Below are 16155 nucleotides of genomic sequence, written 5' to 3' on the forward strand. Positions count from 1 at the left end.
ATTGGACGGACTGAGACATAAAAAAGATAATGAAATGAATATGTTACATCACAAACTTGCCGTCGCGCCCATGATGGACTGGACGGACCGGCATTGCCGGTTCTTCCATCGCCAGCTGACGCGTCGTGCGCTGCTCTATACCGAGATGGTGGTGGCGGACGCCGTCATCCATGGCGCACGCGAACGGCTGCTTGGCTTTGACGAGACCGAGCATCCGGTAGCCCTCCAGCTCGGTGGCTCCGATCCGCAAAAGCTTGCCGAGGCGGTGCGCATCGGCGAGGCCTTCGGCTATGACGAGATCAATCTCAATGTCGGCTGCCCGTCGGACCGCGTCCAGTCGGGCACGTTCGGCGCTTGCCTGATGAAGGTACCTGATGTTGTCGCCGATAGCGTGGCGGCGATGAAGGCGGCGGTGAACATCCCGGTGACGGTCAAATGCCGCATCGGCGTCGACGAGCAGGATCCCGAGCCCGCGCTCGATGCGCTGGCCGACGGTGTGTTCGCGGCCGGCGCCGACGCGCTCTGGGTGCATGCGCGCAAGGCCTGGCTGGAGGGGCTGAGCCCGAAGGAAAATCGAGATATCCCGCCGCTCGACTATGACAGGGTCTATCGTCTGAAAGCTGGAAAATCGAACAAATTCATCGGCATCAATGGCGGCATTCAATCGATCGAGGAGGCTGCTCGCCACCTCGATCATGTCGACGGCGCCATGCTGGGCCGCGCCGCCTACCACACGCCGGGCATTCTCGCCGGCGTCGACGGCGCGTTTTATGGGGCTGAACCCGGCACGTTCGACTTTGCCGCGCTGATCGACACGATGGCGGGCTACGCCGCCCGGCATATCGAGCAGGGCGGTCGGCTCGGCCATATCACCCGCCACATGGTCGGGCTGTTTCACGGCCTGCCCGGCGCGCGCCGCTTCCGGCAGATTCTGTCGACCGACGCGACGAGACCGGGTGCTGGGCCAGACGTGTTGAAGGCTGCTTTCGCGGCTGTCGACTTCGGCCGCTCAGAACAGGCCGCCTAAACGGTCAGTCGCGCAAAATCATCCGGTCGCCACGCACGTCGAAACCCGACAACGAACCGATGAAATTCATGCCGAGCAGGCTCTGGCTGAGTGCGCCCGGGGCTGCGACCATAACTTGCATGTTCTTGCGCACGATCCCGCCGATCGCCAGTTCGTCGGTCCTCACCGACGCCGCGCGCGCCATGCCGTTGGCGGTCGAGACCGGGACGGTGAAGCTCAGCGCTGCCGGGTTGAAGCCGGCCGCTTGCGCGTCTTCGGCCGTCAGCACCGTGCTGGTCGCGCCGGTATCGACCACGGTGCGGATCGGCGCGCCATTGACGGTGATGCGGGCTTCGAAATGGCCGCTGTCGGCCTTGTCCAGGGTCACGGTGGCATGGCCGTCCTCGACGCCCAGCGCCAGCGGGCTGCCGGGAACGAGGCCCGCCGTCACCCGGCTGGCGAAATCCTGCAACTCGTAGCGGTACTGGTAGCCGGCGACGAGCGCCAGCACGACCAGGGCCCAGGTGCCGAGATTGCGGGCCATGGCGCCGAGCGGCCGGCCGGATCGGACAAGGCCGGCGCTGACCAGCACGCCGATCGCTCCCAGCCAGACCAGCCGGCTGAAATCGGAGTTCTCGATGCCGAACGTGCTGCCGGCGTCATTGTTGATCATCAGCAACACCAGGCCGATGCCGATCGCCGCCATCACGATCCAGAACAATCGGTTCATAGGCTTTGCCGTTTCACGAGAGGACGTCGCGCTCGCGCGCCATGCGGCTGCGGCGTGTTTCGCGACGTGGCCGGCGCTCGACCGTTTCCAGCCGGGCCGGCAGTTCGGCCATGACACCGCGGCGAGTTTCCGGCGTCATGCCCATCCAGGCGCCAATTTCGTCGCGCGTGCGGCCGCAACCGAAACAGAAGCCGGTTTTCATGTCGATCGAACAGACCAGGATGCAGGGGGATTCGATGCCAGTCATGATGTTCTCTTGGAGATCCCTTTGCGGAATCCCTTGTCTCGCTTCCACATGGTGCAACGGCAAAGCCAATGCAAGCCCTCCGGATTTCGCCGCCGGCAGCCGCATTTGCGGCACAGCCCTGTGTTGCGGCTTGATGGTTGTGCCGGCCGGGCAAGGCGGCTATGCCGCTTGGCAATTCACGAGATGAGCACCCATGCCATGACCAGCGCACTGCCTTTCGACGATTTCCGCGATCTGCTGGCAAACCTGCCGCCGGCTGACCAGACGGCCGCGGCGCGCGTGCGCACGCTGTTTGCCAAGGCCGACAAGCCGATGGGTTCGCTCGGCCGCATCGAGGACATCGCCGCTTGGCTGGCCGCCTGGAGCGGCCGCGCGCCACCGGCGGTGAACCGGCCGCTGGTGGCGATCTTTGCCGGCAACCATGGTGTCACCCGTCACGGCATCTCGCCGCGCGCCGTGGCAGCGACCGCCAATGCGGTCGAGCTTTGCGCCGCCGGTGGTGCTGCGATCAACCAGGTCTGCATCGCCAACGATCTCGGTCTGAAAGTGTTCGACCTGGCGCTGCACATTGCGACCGCTGATATCACCGAGGACGCCGCGCTCGATGAACGCGGCTGCGCCGCCACCATGGCCTTCGGCATGGAGGCGATTGCCGGCGGCGCCGACCTGATTTGCCTCGGCGATCTCGGCGTCGGCAACTCCACCGTTGCGGCTGCCTTGTGCGCGGCCCTGTTAGGCGGCAGCGGCGCCGATTGGGTAGGCCCCGGCTCGGGAGCCGACGCGGCGATGCAGGCACGCAAGGCTGACGTGGTCGATGCAGCCCTTGCCTTCCACGGCGCTGCTCTCAAGGATCCGCTGGAGGCGCTGCGCCGGGTCGGTGGCCGCGAGTTCGCTGCCATTGCCGGCGCCATTATCGCCGCCCGGATGCAGAAGATCCCGGTGCTGCTCGACGGCTTTGCCGCGACCGCCAGCGCTGCCGTGCTGCACGCTGCCAATCCAGCTGCACTTGACCATTGCTTGCTGGCTGGCCTGTCGCCGGAGCCCGGGCAAAGGCTCGCCGCCGAAAAGCTCGGCCTCAATCCGCTGCTCGATCTCGGCGTCAGCCACGGCGAGGGGGTAGGGGCAGCCCTTGCCGCCGGCTTGGCCAAGGCCGCAGCACTTACCAGTTCGGGCATGGCGGCAGCGGTCAGAGCATAGAACAGGCCGCTAGCGCCGACGCGCCGCTGCCGCCTTGGTCGGCAGCGCCGGCAATTCCTCCATCACCCGGCTCAGCGGGAAGATGGCGATCGCCTCGGTGCCTTCGCGCAACTTGGAAAGAAGTTCGAATTCGCCGCCATGCATGGCGAGCAGGCCCTGCACGATCGGTAGCCCGAGCCCAGTACCCTGTTCGGCGCTCTTGATGGCGATCGAGCCCTGGCCGAAGGCGGACAGCACGATCGGGATTTCGTCTTCCGGTATGCCCGGCCCGTTGTCCTTGACCGAAATGTATTGGCCGCCGCCCGCCGTCCAGCCGACGCGCACACGAACTTCGCCGCCAGTGGCGGCGAACTTGATGGCGTTGGACAGAAGGTTGAGGATGATCTGCCGCACCGCGCGCTCGTCGGCGAACAGGCGCTGCAAGGTGATTTCGAAATCCTGGACGATGCGGATGTCCTTGTTGCGCGCCTTCAACTCCATCATGTGGCAGCAATCTTCAGCGATGTTGAGCAGCATCACCGGCTCCTCGTTGAGCTGGTAGCGGCCGGCCTCGATGCGCGACAGGTCGAGGATTTCGTTGATCAGGTCGAGCAGATGCTGGCCGGAATCGTGCACGTCGCGGGCGTAGTCGCGATAAGTGGGGTTGCTCATTGGCCCCAGCACCTCATTGGCCATCACCTCGGAAAAACCGAGAATGGCGTTGAGCGGCGTTCTCAGCTCATGGCTCATCGAGGCGAGGAAGCGCGACTTCGCCAGATTGGCGTCTTCGGCCCGCCGACGAGCTTCGTCCGACATCGACTTTGCCGTCTCCACCTCGGCGAGCAACGCATCCTTTTCGGAGCGGAACGACAGAAGCATCAGCGACGAGCGGTTGAGATGGCGCGCGATATAGACGAAGAACGGCAATGCGGCGACCAGCAGGCCGACCATCATCGTCTCGACCGGCATCCACAGCTTCGTTTCGGCATAGGCATAGACCGCCACCGGAATGACGAAGGTGGCGAGCAGCGAGCCGCGCAACGACGACGCTGTAATGGCGGTCGCCGCCATCGCCAGCAGCAGCACCATCGCCTTGACCACCTGGAAATGGTCGATCTGGCAGGCGGTGCAGCCGATCCAGGCGAACCACGCCCAACCGAGGCCGCACAGCGAATGGCCGATCAGAAAATCCCGGCGTGTCAGAATTGGGTCGAGTTCGGCCGCTTCGGTGCGTTCGACGCGCCGCGCCATGAAGGCAACGATCGAATAGCAGATCAGCGTGAACAGCGCCCAGATGCTGATCTGCTTGTCCATCCCCACCAGAAGCCCGGTCGCCGCGATCGCCAGCACCAAAAGCGGAATGACGGTCGCACCCCCCACCATGGCGAGGGCATGCAGTTTCAGCAGTTCGCGGTCGAAGTCGAGATTGCCAACCTGCTGCGAAAGACGGTCGCGCGTTCTGCGCACCGCGCGCGCCACATCGCTGTTGCGGTGCGGTTTCCTGCGGTCCACAATGAATTTATCCGCTGTGTTCGAGCGTAGCAGAGGCATGGAAACTTCAATTTATGCGCGCAGCGATCTCAATTCGTTAAGCTACGTTCGAATGATTAAGAGACTGTTTGCCATATGAGCCGTTCGTGGTCGCCAAGGCCGCGCCGGCGATACTATCCGCCGCAGCCGCGAAGCCTTTGGCGCAGATTGCTGGATTATGCGCTGACCGTTCTCGTGCTCGGCCTGCTGATCCTGCTCGCCGCGCAGCTCGACCGCTTCGAGACGCGCAAGGCGGAGGGGGCTGCGATCGTCAACGATGGCGATTCACTCACGCTTGGCGCCGAGCGCATCCGCATGCGCGGCATCGATGCCCCGGAATACCAGCAGATCTGCCGCAAGGACGGCGCCGACTATGCCTGCGGCAGGCTGGCGCGCCAGGCGCTGGTGCGGCTGATATCAGGCAATCCGGTGACCTGCAGCGGCTGGCAACGCGACCGCTACGGCCGCCTCCTCGGCGACTGCAAGGCCGGCGGCAAGGATCTCAACCGGTCACAGGTCGAGGCTGGCTGGGCCATTGCCTATGGCGATTACGAAACCGAGCAGGCCGTTGCCCGCGCCGGCAAGGCCGGTATCTGGGCCGGCACGTTCGACCAGCCGCAGGACTGGCGCGAAAGCCACCATGAGGGACCGGCCGAAAGACGGCACGGCACGCTGGCTTCGCTCGGTGACGCCTTGCGTGAATTTTTTCGGTTCCGGTAAGGAGCGCGCCGTGTCCTATAGTCTGTCCGTAAGATCGGGAGGATTGAGATGAAACTGTTCGACGGTGGCCGCGCTCCCAATCCACGGCGTGTGCGGGTTTTCCTCGCCGAGAAGGGCATCGAGGTGCCGCTGGTGCCGGTCGACATGGGCGCAATGGGGCACAGGCAGGAGCCGGTCAGTTCGCGCAACCCGCTGCTGCGGCTGCCGGTGCTCGAGCTCGACGACGGCACAATCATCACCGAATCCGTCGCCATCTGCCGCTATTTCGAGGAATTGCATCCCGAACCGCAGCTGTTCGGGCAAGGCGCGCTCGGCAAGGCCAAGGTCGAGATGTGGCAAAGGCGCATGGAGTTCAATCTGCTCAGCTGCGTCGCTCAGGCCTTTCGGCATATCCATCCGGCGATGAAAGAGTGGGAAATTCCGCAAGTCCCCGAATGGGGCGAAGCCAATAAGGTGAAAGCGGTCGAATTCCTGAACTTGCTCGACACCGAACTGGCAAACCGCGAATTCGCCGCCGGCGACGCCTATTCGATCGCCGACATCACCGGGATGATCGCCATCGATTTCATGAAACCGGCGCGCATCAAAGTGCCGGAAGAGTGCGCCAACGTGCTGCGCTGGTACAGCGCCGTCTCAAGCCGGCCGAGCGCTTCCGCCTGAGATGGAGGCCGAGCTCGAACGCCTGGCGGCAAAGATCCGCGCCTGCCGCATCTGCGTCGACAATCCGGTCGGCCGGCCGCTGCCGCACGAGCCGCGTCCGGTGCTGCTGCCGTCATCCAGTGCCCGCATCCTGCTCGCCGGCCAGGCGCCGGGAACCAAGGTGCATTTGTCCGGCATGCCGTTCACCGACGCGTCGGGCGACCGGCTGCGCAGCTGGCTGGGCGTCAGCACTGAGGAATTCTACGACACGGAGAAATTCGCCATCGTGCCGATGGGGTTTTGTTTTCCTGGCCAGGACGCCAAGGGCGGCGACCTGCCGCCGCGCCGCGAATGCGCACCGGCCTGGCGCGCGCCGCTGACGGCACTGATGCCGCAGATCGATCTCGTTCTGACGGTCGGCTCCTACGCGCAGTCCTGGCATATGGGTGAGGCGCGGCGGTCATCGCTGACCGAAACCGTGAGGGACTGGCGCGCCATCTGGGACGCGCCGGCCAGCCCGAAAGTGCTGCCGCTGCCGCATCCGTCATGGCGCAATTCGGGGTGGCTGAAACAAAATCCATGGTTTGAAATGGATTTGCTGCCGTTCCTGAGATCGGAAATCCGCTATCGCATTGCTTAAGCTTTAAGCAAGATATCACTCGCTTTTGTGCCATTCGGCAGAATTTCTTTCTTGTGAAAGGCCGAAATAAGAGGGACTATAGCCAATCTATTCCCAAAGCGCGCCGCGCCCGAGGGAACGCGGCCTGCACCAGGGAGCACTTCAATGGATCGCCTCGACAGAAAAATTCTCCGCCTCCTGCAGGAGGACGCGACGCTCGCGGTTGCCGATGTCGCCAAGAAAGTCGGCCTGTCGACGACGCCGTGCTGGCGCCGCATCCAGAAGCTCGAGGAAGAGGGCGTCATCAAGCGGCGCGTTGCCATCCTTGACCACGAGAAGGTCAATGTGCGCGTCACCGTCTTCGTGTCGATCCGCACCAATTCGCACAGCCATGAATGGCTGCGGCGCTTCTCCGAGGTCATCCAGGAATTTCCCGAAGTGGTCGAATTCTACCGCATGAGCGGCGACGTCGATTATCTCCTGCGCGTGGTGGTGCCCGACATCGCCGCCTATGACGCCTTCTACAAGCGGCTGATCGCCAAGATCGAAATCCGCGACGTGTCGTCGTCCTTCGCCATGGAGCAGATCAAGTACACGACCGAAATGCCCCTCGACTACATGGTGCTGGACAAGGAATCGGGCGCCAACGCGGCTTGAGGCTCAACCCGCTAGTTCTTCTTTTTGTTGAGAAAAGTCCACGGCGAATTGACCGGCAAGGTGATCGTGTCCGGCACGTTGTCGACAGCCACCACCTCGGCTTTGCGCACGGTATAGCCGGATTGGATGATGCTGACGCCGTCGAGGATGAAGAGCTGGCTTTTCTCCATGCCGGGCCGCAAGGCGCCGGTTACGGCAACCGCCTCATAGGCTTCCGACATCTTGTAGGGGTGGGCCGGCGTCACCAGCACGATCTGGTTCGGCGGCGGCGTCGGCATGTGACTGCAGGCGCCTGTCCATGGCACCAGCAGGAACTGGTAGACGAGGTCGCCGTCGCGGTCGACCGGCAATGCATAGCCGGCTAATTGTATCGTCTCATCCTGCAAATTAAGCGATAGCGTCTCGCCATGATCGGGCAGTTTTGCCGCGATCATCGGCAGGCCGGCATCCTCGGCAACCGCCTGCGTCGCCGGCCGCAGATCCTTCCAGAAGATGTGCGCGGTTTGGCCCGCGGCGTCGGCGGCAGTGGACGCCAACAACGCGGCTGCAAGCGCCAAGGTCGATTTGAGAGGACTGCTCATCGGCCGCTTCCTTTGTGCTGAAGTAAAGACGCCGTTGCCTACGGCGTCAACGCTCGAGCCGCATCACATGTCTGCGAGAGCCGGCCATGCCGATCTCATGGAACCCGCGGGCGGTGAACATCTCGCGAAACCCCATGAAACGGTAGCTCGGCGATGCCTCCTCGACCGGGTAGGCCTCGATCGTCTTCGCGCCCTTGGCAAAGGCGTGATCGACGGCAGCGTCGAGCAGGGCGACCGCCAGTCCGCCGCCGCGCAGCGCCCTCGGCACATAGAAGCAGACGATCGACCAGATGTCGGTCTCGCCATCGTCCTGTTGCGGCGACAGCTTGCGGTAGGTCTGACGCGGCGCGACCGAGCACCAGCCAACGGTCTTGCCGTCGAGCTCGGCGAGAATACCGACCGGCGTGCCGGCCTCGACAAGCGCCATCATGGCCCGCTTCAACTCGGCGTGCTGAACCTGTTCGCGGCGGCTGGGCAGAGGCCGCCAGGCCATGCACCAGCAATATTTCGGACCGCCCCGCGCTTCGAACAGGCCCTCGAAATCGGTTCGCGTCTTTCTTGTCACCGCGGTGAACCGGAGTTTGCCCAGGTTAGCCTTTTCTGGCGGCGATCCGCTCGATGATCTTGGCATTGGTCAGTTCCCGTACGGCATCCTTGCCGATCCAGCGTGCCGTCTTGTCGGTCGACTGCGCCAGCCGTTCGGCCACAGCAAGGGCAGCGCCGTGCATCTCCATCGAGCGCTTGCCGATCGAACGAAGCGCCCAGTTTACCGCCTTCTTCACGAAATTGCGGCTGTCGGTGGCATGCGCTTCAATGATCGGCAGGAAGCCGAGGAAAGTCGCTACCGGCTCTTGCTTCCGGTGCACGACGGACCAGGCCATCATGGCAAAGGCCGTACGTCGGACGAACTCCCGCTCGTCCGACGCGAACTCCTCGATCAGTTCCTTCCAGGCGTCGGTGTCGACGAAGAGATCGGAGACGCCGTCGACGATATCCCAGGAATCGAAGGACGCCGCCCATTGCCTGGCATCAGCTGCGGAAAAGCGCTTCGGGTCGGCCGTGACGGACGCGATGAACTGCGCCTCCATGATGCCGGTCTGCCAAAGCTCGAACGCACGTTCATGGTTGCGCTTGATTTTTTTGGCAATCTGCCGCTGCATGCCATGCGAAATGCCGAGCGCGCGGTCGATCTTGATACCATAGCGCAGCATGCCGCGGCGATTGTCCTCCGAGCCGATCGACCGCAAATGCGCGACAATCTCGTCGGCGCTCGATTGGGGCGAAAGCTCGGCCATTCCCAGCCTATTTCTCCAGGCGCGCCAGCAAGGAAGACGTATCCCAGCGCTTGCCGCCCATCGCCTGCACATCCTTGTAGAACTGGTCGACGAGGGCGGTCACCGGCAGTTTCGCGCCATTGCGGTCGGCTTCATCAAGGCAGATGCCGAGGTCCTTGCGCATCCAGTCGACAGCGAAGCCGAAATCATATTTGCCGGCGTTCATCGTCTTGTGGCGGTTCTCCATCTGCCAGGAACCAGCCGCGCCCTTGGAGATCACCTCGATCACCTTCTCGATGTCGAGCCCGGCCTTCTTGCCAAAATGAATGCCTTCGGCCAGCCCCTGCACCAGCCCGGCAATGGTGATCTGATTGATCATCTTGGTGAGCTGGCCGGCGCCAGACGGCCCCATCAGCCCGACCATGCGGGCAAAGGCGTCGATCACGGGCCTCGCCTTATCGAAGGCATTCTGGTCGCCGCCGACCATCACCGTCAGCACGCCGTTTTCGGCACCCGCCTGGCCGCCGGAGACCGGCGCGTCGAGGAAGGAAAAGCCGGCCTTTTGCGCGGCTTCGGCCAGTTCGCGCGCAACCTCGGCCGATGCTGTGGTGTTGTCGATGAAGACGGAGCCCTTTTTCATCGCGGCGAAGGCGCCGTTGGCCCCGGTCGTCACCGAGCGCAGATCGTCATCATTGCCGACGCAGGAGAAGACGAAATCCTTGCCCTCGGCGGCCTCGGCCGGTGTCGCGGCGAGCTTGCCGCCATGTTGAGCCACCCATTGCTCGGCTTTCGCCGCCGTGCGGTTGTAGACGGTGACGTCGTGGCCGCCTTTGTTCCTGAGGTGCCCGGCCATGGGATAGCCCATCACGCCAAGACCGAGAAATGCCACAGATGCCATAGGTTTTGCCCTTCAGATGGAAGCGAAATTGTCCGCGCAAGCTCTAGAGCATGATCCCGAAAAGTGGAAACCGGTTTTCGGAAAAGATCATGCTCAAAGCAAAAAGCTAGAGCCTCTCTGTCCCGACATCATCGGGATGGAGAGGCTCTAGGCTCTGCGCGCAATTCGTCAAGACGCGCATGAGCCGATCGACTGGTACAGCCCGGTCGACGCCAGTCAGCGCTTCAGATGGATGGTGATCCGCCGCTCGATCCATTCGACGCCATGGCGCAAGATCTCGACCATCACCAGGTAGACAAGAGCGACCCAGATATAGGACTGGATGTCGAACGAATTGGCAAAGGCAAGCTTGGCCTGGCCCATCAAATCGTAAACGGTGATGATGGCGACGATGGCCGAAGCCTTGACCATCAGGATCAACTCATTGCCATAGGGACGCAAGGCCACGATCAACGCCTGTGGCAGGATGATCTTTCGCAACGTCTGCAACTTGTGCAGCCCAAGCGAGGCGGCGCCTTCCCACTGGCCTCTTGGCACGCTTTCGATGGCGCCGCGCAGGATCTCGGCCTGATAGGCGGCAGTGTTGAGTGCGAAGGCAAACACACCGCAGTTGAAAGCGTCCTTGAAAAAATCCCAGAGGCCAACCGTTTGAAGCTCAGCCCTGAACGATCCCAGTCCGTAGTAGACCAGATAGGTCTGGACCAGCAGCGGCGTGCCGCGGAAGAAGTAGACATAGCAATAGGCGAGGCCGGACAGGATCCGGTTGCTGGACATGCGCCCATAAGCGACCGGCACCGACAGGATCGCTCCGAGCACCATCGATATGCAAACCAGCAACAGCGTGGTTTGAAGGCCCTTCAGATAGGCCGGGGCATATTTGGCGAAGAAGTCGGCATTCCAGGCAAAGATCAGATAAGCGACGATGCCGAGGCCGAACAGGATCCAGAAACCGACCATCGCATAGCCGATGACACGGCTGCGCGGCCAGCCGCGCGCCCGTGGTGGCGGTCGTTCGACCAAGGTGGCGGTGGCGCTCATCGTTGTGCCTCTCGCTTGCCGAGCGAGCGCAGGATCGCGCTGGTGGCAAAGGATGAAACAACAGCCAGACCAAGGAAGACCATGGCCGCGACGCCATAGAACAGAAAGGCGTGCTTGGTTACGCGGGCAGCAGTGTAGGCATTGCGCAGTGTCTCGGCGAGGCCGACGACCGACACGAGCGACGTATCCTTGAGCAGGCTCAGCCAGCAGTTCTCAAGTCCGGGAAACGCAATGCGAAGGAGTTGCGGCAAGATCACCTTGCGCATGGTCAGCCAGTTCGACAGGCCAATGGCATAGCCGCCCTCATACTGACCTTTCGGTATGGCGCGAAAGGCCGAAAGAAACACCTCGCTGGCATAGGATGAAAAGATCAGCGACAGCACAATCATGCCGGCGACGAAGCTGTTGACGTCGATGGTCGCGTCGGGTCGGAAATATCGCACGAGATGCTGCAGCAGGATCGGTACACCGAAGAAAAACAGGAACAGCGTCACCAGCTCCGGCAAGCCGCGGAAGACCGTGGTGTAGATGTTGGCGGCAAGCCGCAGCGAAGGCTCTTCGGATTGTTTGGCCCAGGCGACGAAAAAGCCAATCGTCAGGCCGATGGGCAGGGTCGCCAGCGCAAGCGCGATGGTGACCAGTGCGCCATAGGCAATATCGTCAATCCAGCCATCGGGTCCCCAAGTGAGAAGTATCCATATGTTCTGGCTGGGCATTGACGGGTCTTGTCTCCATTTCTGTCAGGCTAAGGCGGCAGGAGGAATTTCCCCTGCCGCCTTGTTTCAGACGATTAGGACTCGGCGCCGAAGACGTCGAACTTGAAGTATTTGTCGTTGATTTCCTTGTACTTTCCGTTGGCGCGGATGGCGTCGATGGCGCTGTTCAACTTGTTGACCAGATCCGTCTCGCCCTTGCGCACGGCGATGCCGGCGCCCGGTCCAAAGATTTCGACTGGCTGCGGCGAGGGCTGGCCGAGAATCTTGCAGCATGCGCCATCAGGCGAATCCAGGAACTGCTGCAACACGACGATATCGTCCTCGATCGCGTCGAGACGGCCATTGGCGAGATCGGCCTGCTCTTCGGGGCTGCTCGGATAGCCCTTGACCGTGCTGTCCGTATAGGTCTTCGAGGCATAGTTGAAATGCGTCGTCGTGGTTGCGACGCCGATGGTCTTGCCGGCCAGGTCTTCCTTGGTCACGCCCTTGAGGGTTGAATCTTTTGGCACCGCCAGCGCCGAGGGGGTGTTGTAGTATTTATGCGAGAAGTCGACCTTTTCCTGACGCTCCGGCGTGATCGACATCGAGGCGACGATGGCGTCGAACTTGCCGGCCTGCAGCGCCGGGATGATGCCGTCCCAATCCTGGGCGACGAAGGTGCACTTGACCTTCATCTCGTCGCAGAGCGCCTTGGCGATGTCGATGTCGAAGCCGACGAGCTGGCCGTCGGAGGTCAAATTGTTGAATGGGGGGTAGGCGCCTTCGGTGCCGATTCTCAGGGTCGTTTCCTGAGCTTGGGCGACGCCGAGCGTCAGCAGCGCAGCCGATGCGGCGAGCGCGATACGCAGTGCAATACGCATGATAGTCCTCTCTTTATGGCTCCCGGCCGTCGTTCCGAAACGGCTCTATGGGGCGGTGCTTTTGACCGCCCGCTGGCGCGATACTCCCACTGTTTTCGGGAGAAAAGCAACTGTAAAACCGTTGCTTGCGGGATTTGCGGCTCCAGCCGATGCTGACGCCGGGTTAGACAATGAAACCACTGAAGAGAGCGGCTGAACCGGGCTCGGGCAGGGGGCTCAAGGTTTGAGGCCGGTGGCGCGCTCGATGAAGTCGGCTATCCCTCCGGCATCGTCGAGATCGAACACGGGCAGGCTTTCGCCGCTGACCGCGAAGTCGGCGGCAATCGCCACGATATGCCCGTCATTTGCCGAGAGCGGCGACCGGTCCTTGGCCTCCAGCCGCCGGGTCTCGATCTTTTTGTGCGCCTCGCGCTTGTAGCCCTCGACCAGCACGATGTCGCACGGTGCCAGCCGCGACAGAATCGTCTCCAGCGTTGGCTCGTCCTCGCCTCGCAATTCGTGCATCAGCGCCCAGCGTGTGCCCGACACCACAGCGACTTCGGTGGCGCCCGCCTGGCGGTGGCGAAAGGAGTCGGCGCCCGGCTTGTCGATATCGAACTCATGATGGGCATGTTTTACCGTCGACACCGTCCAGCCGCGCCGCACCAATTCGGTGACCAGCTTCTCGGTCAGTGTGGTCTTGCCGGAATTCTTCCAGCCGGTGATGCCGAAGATGGTCATGGCCCGATGCTCTGCAACAGACGCTCGGCCACCGCAAGGTCGTCTGGGGTATTGATGTTGAAGAACGGGTCGACTTGAGCGCCGTCGGCGGCCAGCAACGAAAACTCCACCTCGACAAAATCATGGCGCTCTATGAAGGCCGACACGCGCCTGTTGTCCTCGTCGACCAGGAAATGGCGCAAGGCCTGGCGCAGCCCGAGCGGCCACAGCGCGAAGGTCGGATGCCGCCTGCCGCTGGAACTGGCAACCGCGATCGAGCCCGGCCGACTGGCTGCGGCTGCGGCCAGCCTCGCGACCAGATCGGCCGGCGGGAAGGGCGTGTCGCCGGCGGCCGTCACCAATGCCTTGCAGGCGGTGTTTGCTGCCGCCCATTCGAGGCCGGTGAGGATCCCGGCCAGCGGTCCGGCATGGCCTTCCACCGTATCGGCGAGAACTGGAAGTTCGGTCGCGGCAAAGCGTGCAGGATCGCCATTTGCGCTCAGCACCAGCGATCCGACCTGCGGTGCCAGGCGGGCAACGACATGGTCGAGAAGTGGACGCCCGCCAAGGGCGAGCAAGGTCTTGTCGCCGCCGCCCATGCGCCGTGACAGGCCTCCGGCCAGGATGATCCCTGCAATGTCTCGGCTCATGGCCTTATATGCCGTCCGGCGCCATGTCGGGTCCAGCGCTTTCGGCGGCGGGCTTTTGCCGGCCGACGACCCGTTCACGGTAGAGCGCGTAGAGGCCGGAAGCGATGATGATGGCGGAGCCGACGATCATCGGCAGGTCTGGCACGTCGCTGAAGATTGCGAGGCCAAGCAGCATCGACCACAACAGGGCGGTGTAGCGGAACGGTGCGATGAAAGAGATGTCGCCGGCGCGCATCGCCATGATGATGAATTGGTATCCGATCAGCACCAGCACCGCCGCCAAGGCCAACAATGCCGTGCCTTTGCCCGACATCGGCGTCCAGCCGCCCATCGGCGACAGCAGCACGGCGCCGACAATGGTCATGGCGATCGCGGTTGCTGTCGACACCAGCAAGGTCGGGATCGCCTGCGGTATGCGTTTGGTGGCGAGGTCGCGCACGGCACAACAGGCGACGCTGACGAGTGCGTATAGCGAATAGACGCTGAAGCCCTCAAAACCTGGCCGCACGATGATCAGCACGCCGCCGAAGCCGACGGCGATCGCCAGCCAGCGCCGCCAGCCGACACCTTCGCCAAACACGAGAGCCGCGCCCATCGTCACCGCCAGCGGCAGCGCCTGCAGCACCGCCGAGACGTTGGCGATCGGCAAATGCGCCAGCGCAACGAGGAAGGCGACCGTGGCGCCGGCCTCGCCGACCACGCGCAGCGCCACCAGCGGCTGCAGCATCGAGCCCGGTCGTGCGAGCGCACCTTGCTGCCAGGCGAGCAGGCCGACGAGCACCGACGCAAAGGCGCCGCGCACCAGCATGACCTGCGCCATGTTCATCGATTCCGACGAGTACTTGGTGATGGCGTCGTTGAGGGTGAAGCCGATCATGGCCACCATCATGCACAGCGCGCCGCGAAGGTTTGGGGAAAGAGGCAAGGGCGTTACCGGTTTTGCAAAAGCAATTCCAGGAAAAGTGTGAAACGGTTTTCCGTCCGGAATTGCGTGAAAACAAAGAATAGAGCGGTTCGACGTTTCGGTGAAACGGTGAACCGCTCAAGCCTGTAGCAGCCGCCGGCAAGACAGCAACGTCTAAGAAATAGGCCACGGATTTTCACCCGTGGCCTACAAAATCTGTCAGAGGGCCAATCCGATGACCGGTGGCCTCATTTCGGCGTCAGCACCTCGGTGCCGCTGCCGTTCTTGCCGGCGATCGTCCACAGACCGTGCAGCGAGCCGTCGTCCTCTACCTTGTAGACAACGAGGCCGATCTCCTTGCCCATGACATAGCCAGCAGAGAAGGCGTTGTCGTTGCGCATGCAGATGCCGTCCGAAGACGACCCGCCCGTCTCCCAGTGGATGGTGCAGGTGGTCTCGCTGGTCAGCGTGATGGTGGCCTCGCCGCCATATTTCGAGCCGTCGAAATTGGTGCCGGCAACGGTGTAGGTGCCGCCGATTGACTGTGCGGCCGCCGGCGCGGCGGCAAACCCAAGCATTGCAAGAGAAAGTAAGAGTGTGCGCATGTCGTATTCCCCCAAATCGAGCGACGAGCCGCTATGTCTAGGAATCTAGGCCCGAACGCGCTTGCGGTAAATCCGCCGGCCGTTTGCGCATAAGACTTTTTCTGGGATGTGTCTGAAAATGCTCAGGGGCCTTTGAGGCTGCCGGCAATGGCGCCAACCAGCGGATCATATTTCGCTTTCACGGCCGGCGGATAGTCGATCCAGACGGTGCGGATGACGCCGTCCTTGCCGAACAGGCGCCGCTCGTAAAAGATCTTGCCATCCTTCATGCCCGACAGCACCGCCCAGTTCTTGCCGGTCTTGCTGTAGCTGATTTCGTAACCCGCCTCCTTGCTGGCCTTCTCATCAGTGACAAAGCTTTTCGGGGTGTCGTCACTGACGTTGAAGATGCCGGAGCAGATCAGGCTGGCGCCGTCGGCGCTGAGCCACTGCTGACCATCGCCATTGTCCGGCTCAGGCTGGCGCAGGGTGAAGATATCGTCGGGAAAGGTGCAGACGGTACCGAAGCGCGCGTTGGTGTAGGTGAACGGCGCGGCGACCGCGCTGCCTGCCGCGATCAGCGCAACGGCCGCCAAACCAAGGAAAAGACGCTTCATCCGATGTCTC

At 62.8% G+C, this 16155-nt stretch carries 21 protein-coding genes; 6 read left to right on the top strand and 15 right to left on the bottom strand.

Features of this window, described 5'->3' with window-relative positions:
- Positions 1-34: 34 nt before the first annotated feature.
- Positions 35-1027, top strand: a complete 993-nt coding sequence (gene dusA, locus AC1D1B_RS25445) for a tRNA dihydrouridine(20/20a) synthase DusA (RefSeq protein ID WP_477335512.1) — start codon at positions 35-37, stop codon at positions 1025-1027.
- A gap of 4 nt (positions 1028-1031) precedes the next feature.
- Here dusA and AC1D1B_RS25450 read toward each other — a convergent pair whose 3' ends face one another.
- Together AC1D1B_RS25450 and AC1D1B_RS25455 are read right to left on the bottom strand one after the other, a co-directional pair.
- Positions 1032-1736 (bottom strand): TIGR02281 family clan AA aspartic protease, encoded by a 705-nt coding sequence (locus tag AC1D1B_RS25450; RefSeq protein WP_477335514.1) that lies wholly within the window; start codon positions 1734-1736, stop codon positions 1032-1034.
- A 13-nt stretch (positions 1737-1749) separates the two neighbouring features.
- A complete protein-coding gene (locus tag AC1D1B_RS25455) occupies positions 1750-1983 on the bottom strand; it encodes a DUF1289 domain-containing protein (RefSeq protein WP_477335516.1) in 234 nt (77 codons plus the stop codon).
- Between the two features lie 198 nt (positions 1984-2181).
- On the opposite strand from AC1D1B_RS25455, the gene AC1D1B_RS25460 reads away from it, so the two are divergent.
- Complete coding sequence (locus tag AC1D1B_RS25460) at positions 2182-3180, top strand: nicotinate-nucleotide--dimethylbenzimidazole phosphoribosyltransferase (protein WP_477335789.1); 999 nt, start codon at positions 2182-2184, stop codon at positions 3178-3180.
- A 9-nt stretch (positions 3181-3189) separates the two neighbouring features.
- On the opposite strand, the gene AC1D1B_RS25465 is transcribed toward AC1D1B_RS25460, so the two are convergent.
- Positions 3190-4710 carry a sensor histidine kinase gene (locus tag AC1D1B_RS25465; protein WP_477335518.1) on the bottom strand — a complete coding sequence of 507 codons (1521 nt, stop codon included), beginning with the start codon at positions 4708-4710 and terminating at the stop codon, positions 3190-3192.
- Between the two features lie 75 nt (positions 4711-4785).
- Between AC1D1B_RS25465 and AC1D1B_RS25470 the strand changes: the two genes are divergently transcribed.
- From AC1D1B_RS25470 to AC1D1B_RS25485, 4 genes are all read left to right on the top strand, one after another.
- Entirely contained in the window at positions 4786-5409 is a 624-nt protein-coding gene (locus AC1D1B_RS25470; RefSeq protein ID WP_477335520.1) for a thermonuclease family protein, read from the top strand.
- A gap of 48 nt (positions 5410-5457) precedes the next feature.
- Positions 5458-6069, top strand: coding sequence for a glutathione S-transferase (locus AC1D1B_RS25475; RefSeq protein ID WP_477335522.1), 612 nt, complete (start codon positions 5458-5460; stop codon positions 6067-6069).
- A gap of 1 nt (position 6070) precedes the next feature.
- Positions 6071-6688, top strand: coding sequence for a uracil-DNA glycosylase family protein (locus tag AC1D1B_RS25480; RefSeq protein ID WP_477335524.1), 618 nt, complete (start codon positions 6071-6073; stop codon positions 6686-6688).
- A 144-nt stretch (positions 6689-6832) separates the two neighbouring features.
- The gene (locus AC1D1B_RS25485; RefSeq protein ID WP_006333679.1) at positions 6833-7324 is read left to right on the top strand and encodes an Lrp/AsnC family transcriptional regulator; all 492 of its coding nucleotides are present in this window, start codon (positions 6833-6835) and stop codon (positions 7322-7324) included.
- 11 nt (positions 7325-7335) lie between these two features.
- Here AC1D1B_RS25485 and AC1D1B_RS25490 read toward each other — a convergent pair whose 3' ends face one another.
- The 12 genes from AC1D1B_RS25490 to AC1D1B_RS25545 form a co-directional block, all read right to left on the bottom strand.
- Positions 7336-7905, bottom strand: coding sequence for a DUF3299 domain-containing protein (locus tag AC1D1B_RS25490; RefSeq protein WP_477335526.1), 570 nt, complete (start codon positions 7903-7905; stop codon positions 7336-7338).
- A gap of 46 nt (positions 7906-7951) precedes the next feature.
- The gene (locus tag AC1D1B_RS25495; protein ID WP_477335528.1) at positions 7952-8470 is read right to left on the bottom strand and encodes an N-acetyltransferase family protein; all 519 of its coding nucleotides are present in this window, start codon (positions 8468-8470) and stop codon (positions 7952-7954) included.
- Positions 8471-8495: 25 nt separating this feature from the next.
- On the bottom strand, positions 8496-9200 hold the full coding sequence (locus AC1D1B_RS25500; RefSeq protein WP_477335530.1) for a DNA alkylation repair protein: 705 nt from the start codon (positions 9198-9200) through the stop codon (positions 8496-8498).
- A 7-nt stretch (positions 9201-9207) separates the two neighbouring features.
- The gene (locus tag AC1D1B_RS25505; protein WP_477335531.1) at positions 9208-10077 is read right to left on the bottom strand and encodes an NAD(P)-dependent oxidoreductase; all 870 of its coding nucleotides are present in this window, start codon (positions 10075-10077) and stop codon (positions 9208-9210) included.
- Positions 10078-10293: 216 nt separating this feature from the next.
- Positions 10294-11115, bottom strand: a complete 822-nt coding sequence (locus AC1D1B_RS25510) for an ABC transporter permease (RefSeq protein ID WP_477335533.1) — start codon at positions 11113-11115, stop codon at positions 10294-10296.
- A complete protein-coding gene (locus tag AC1D1B_RS25515; protein WP_477335535.1) occupies positions 11112-11831 on the bottom strand; it encodes an ABC transporter permease in 720 nt (239 codons plus the stop codon). The genes AC1D1B_RS25510 and AC1D1B_RS25515 overlap by 4 nt, the downstream gene beginning before the upstream one ends.
- A gap of 74 nt (positions 11832-11905) precedes the next feature.
- The gene (locus AC1D1B_RS25520; protein WP_181057000.1) at positions 11906-12691 is read right to left on the bottom strand and encodes an ABC transporter substrate-binding protein; all 786 of its coding nucleotides are present in this window, start codon (positions 12689-12691) and stop codon (positions 11906-11908) included.
- A 216-nt stretch (positions 12692-12907) separates the two neighbouring features.
- The gene (gene mobB / locus AC1D1B_RS25525; RefSeq protein ID WP_477335537.1) at positions 12908-13411 is read right to left on the bottom strand and encodes a molybdopterin-guanine dinucleotide biosynthesis protein B; all 504 of its coding nucleotides are present in this window, start codon (positions 13409-13411) and stop codon (positions 12908-12910) included.
- Positions 13408-14040, bottom strand: coding sequence for a molybdenum cofactor guanylyltransferase MobA (gene mobA, locus AC1D1B_RS25530; protein ID WP_477335539.1), 633 nt, complete (start codon positions 14038-14040; stop codon positions 13408-13410). Before mobA ends, mobB begins: the two co-directional genes overlap by 4 nt.
- A gap of 4 nt (positions 14041-14044) precedes the next feature.
- Positions 14045-14965 (bottom strand): DMT family transporter, encoded by a 921-nt coding sequence (locus tag AC1D1B_RS25535; protein WP_477335541.1) that lies wholly within the window; start codon positions 14963-14965, stop codon positions 14045-14047.
- Between the two features lie 227 nt (positions 14966-15192).
- Complete coding sequence (locus AC1D1B_RS25540; RefSeq protein WP_352791333.1) at positions 15193-15549, bottom strand: hypothetical protein; 357 nt, start codon at positions 15547-15549, stop codon at positions 15193-15195.
- A 122-nt stretch (positions 15550-15671) separates the two neighbouring features.
- Positions 15672-16145: a hypothetical protein gene (locus AC1D1B_RS25545; RefSeq protein ID WP_477335543.1), complete on the bottom strand. Its 474-nt coding sequence runs from the start codon at positions 16143-16145 to the stop codon at positions 15672-15674.
- Between the last annotated feature and the right edge of the window lie 10 nt (positions 16146-16155).

The organism is Mesorhizobium sp. P2_C5_2 (genome assembly GCF_056404535.1).

Bases quoted from the DNA above. Each gene is read 5' to 3' on its own strand.
- dusA (WP_477335512.1), top strand. From the start codon at position 35: ATGAATATGTTACATCACAAACTTGCCGTCGCGCCCATGATGGACTGG.
- AC1D1B_RS25450 (WP_477335514.1), bottom strand. From the start codon at position 1,736: ATGAACCGATTGTTCTGGATCGTGATGGCGGCGATCGGCATCGGCCTG.
- AC1D1B_RS25455 (WP_477335516.1), bottom strand. From the start codon at position 1,983: ATGACTGGCATCGAATCCCCCTGCATCCTGGTCTGTTCGATCGACATG.
- AC1D1B_RS25460 (WP_477335789.1), top strand. From the start codon at position 2,182: ATGACCAGCGCACTGCCTTTCGACGATTTCCGCGATCTGCTGGCAAAC.
- AC1D1B_RS25465 (WP_477335518.1), bottom strand. From the start codon at position 4,710: ATGCCTCTGCTACGCTCGAACACAGCGGATAAATTCATTGTGGACCGC.
- AC1D1B_RS25470 (WP_477335520.1), top strand. From the start codon at position 4,786: ATGAGCCGTTCGTGGTCGCCAAGGCCGCGCCGGCGATACTATCCGCCG.
- AC1D1B_RS25475 (WP_477335522.1), top strand. From the start codon at position 5,458: ATGAAACTGTTCGACGGTGGCCGCGCTCCCAATCCACGGCGTGTGCGG.
- AC1D1B_RS25480 (WP_477335524.1), top strand. From the start codon at position 6,071: ATGGAGGCCGAGCTCGAACGCCTGGCGGCAAAGATCCGCGCCTGCCGC.
- AC1D1B_RS25485 (WP_006333679.1), top strand. From the start codon at position 6,833: ATGGATCGCCTCGACAGAAAAATTCTCCGCCTCCTGCAGGAGGACGCG.
- AC1D1B_RS25490 (WP_477335526.1), bottom strand. From the start codon at position 7,905: ATGAGCAGTCCTCTCAAATCGACCTTGGCGCTTGCAGCCGCGTTGTTG.
- AC1D1B_RS25500 (WP_477335530.1), bottom strand. From the start codon at position 9,200: ATGGCCGAGCTTTCGCCCCAATCGAGCGCCGACGAGATTGTCGCGCAT.
- AC1D1B_RS25505 (WP_477335531.1), bottom strand. From the start codon at position 10,077: ATGGCATCTGTGGCATTTCTCGGTCTTGGCGTGATGGGCTATCCCATG.
- AC1D1B_RS25510 (WP_477335533.1), bottom strand. From the start codon at position 11,115: ATGAGCGCCACCGCCACCTTGGTCGAACGACCGCCACCACGGGCGCGC.
- AC1D1B_RS25515 (WP_477335535.1), bottom strand. From the start codon at position 11,831: ATGCCCAGCCAGAACATATGGATACTTCTCACTTGGGGACCCGATGGC.
- AC1D1B_RS25520 (WP_181057000.1), bottom strand. From the start codon at position 12,691: ATGCGTATTGCACTGCGTATCGCGCTCGCCGCATCGGCTGCGCTGCTG.
- mobB (WP_477335537.1), bottom strand. From the start codon at position 13,411: ATGACCATCTTCGGCATCACCGGCTGGAAGAATTCCGGCAAGACCACA.
- mobA (WP_477335539.1), bottom strand. From the start codon at position 14,040: ATGAGCCGAGACATTGCAGGGATCATCCTGGCCGGAGGCCTGTCACGG.
- AC1D1B_RS25540 (WP_352791333.1), bottom strand. From the start codon at position 15,549: ATGCGCACACTCTTACTTTCTCTTGCAATGCTTGGGTTTGCCGCCGCG.
- AC1D1B_RS25545 (WP_477335543.1), bottom strand. From the start codon at position 16,145: ATGAAGCGTCTTTTCCTTGGTTTGGCGGCCGTTGCGCTGATCGCGGCA.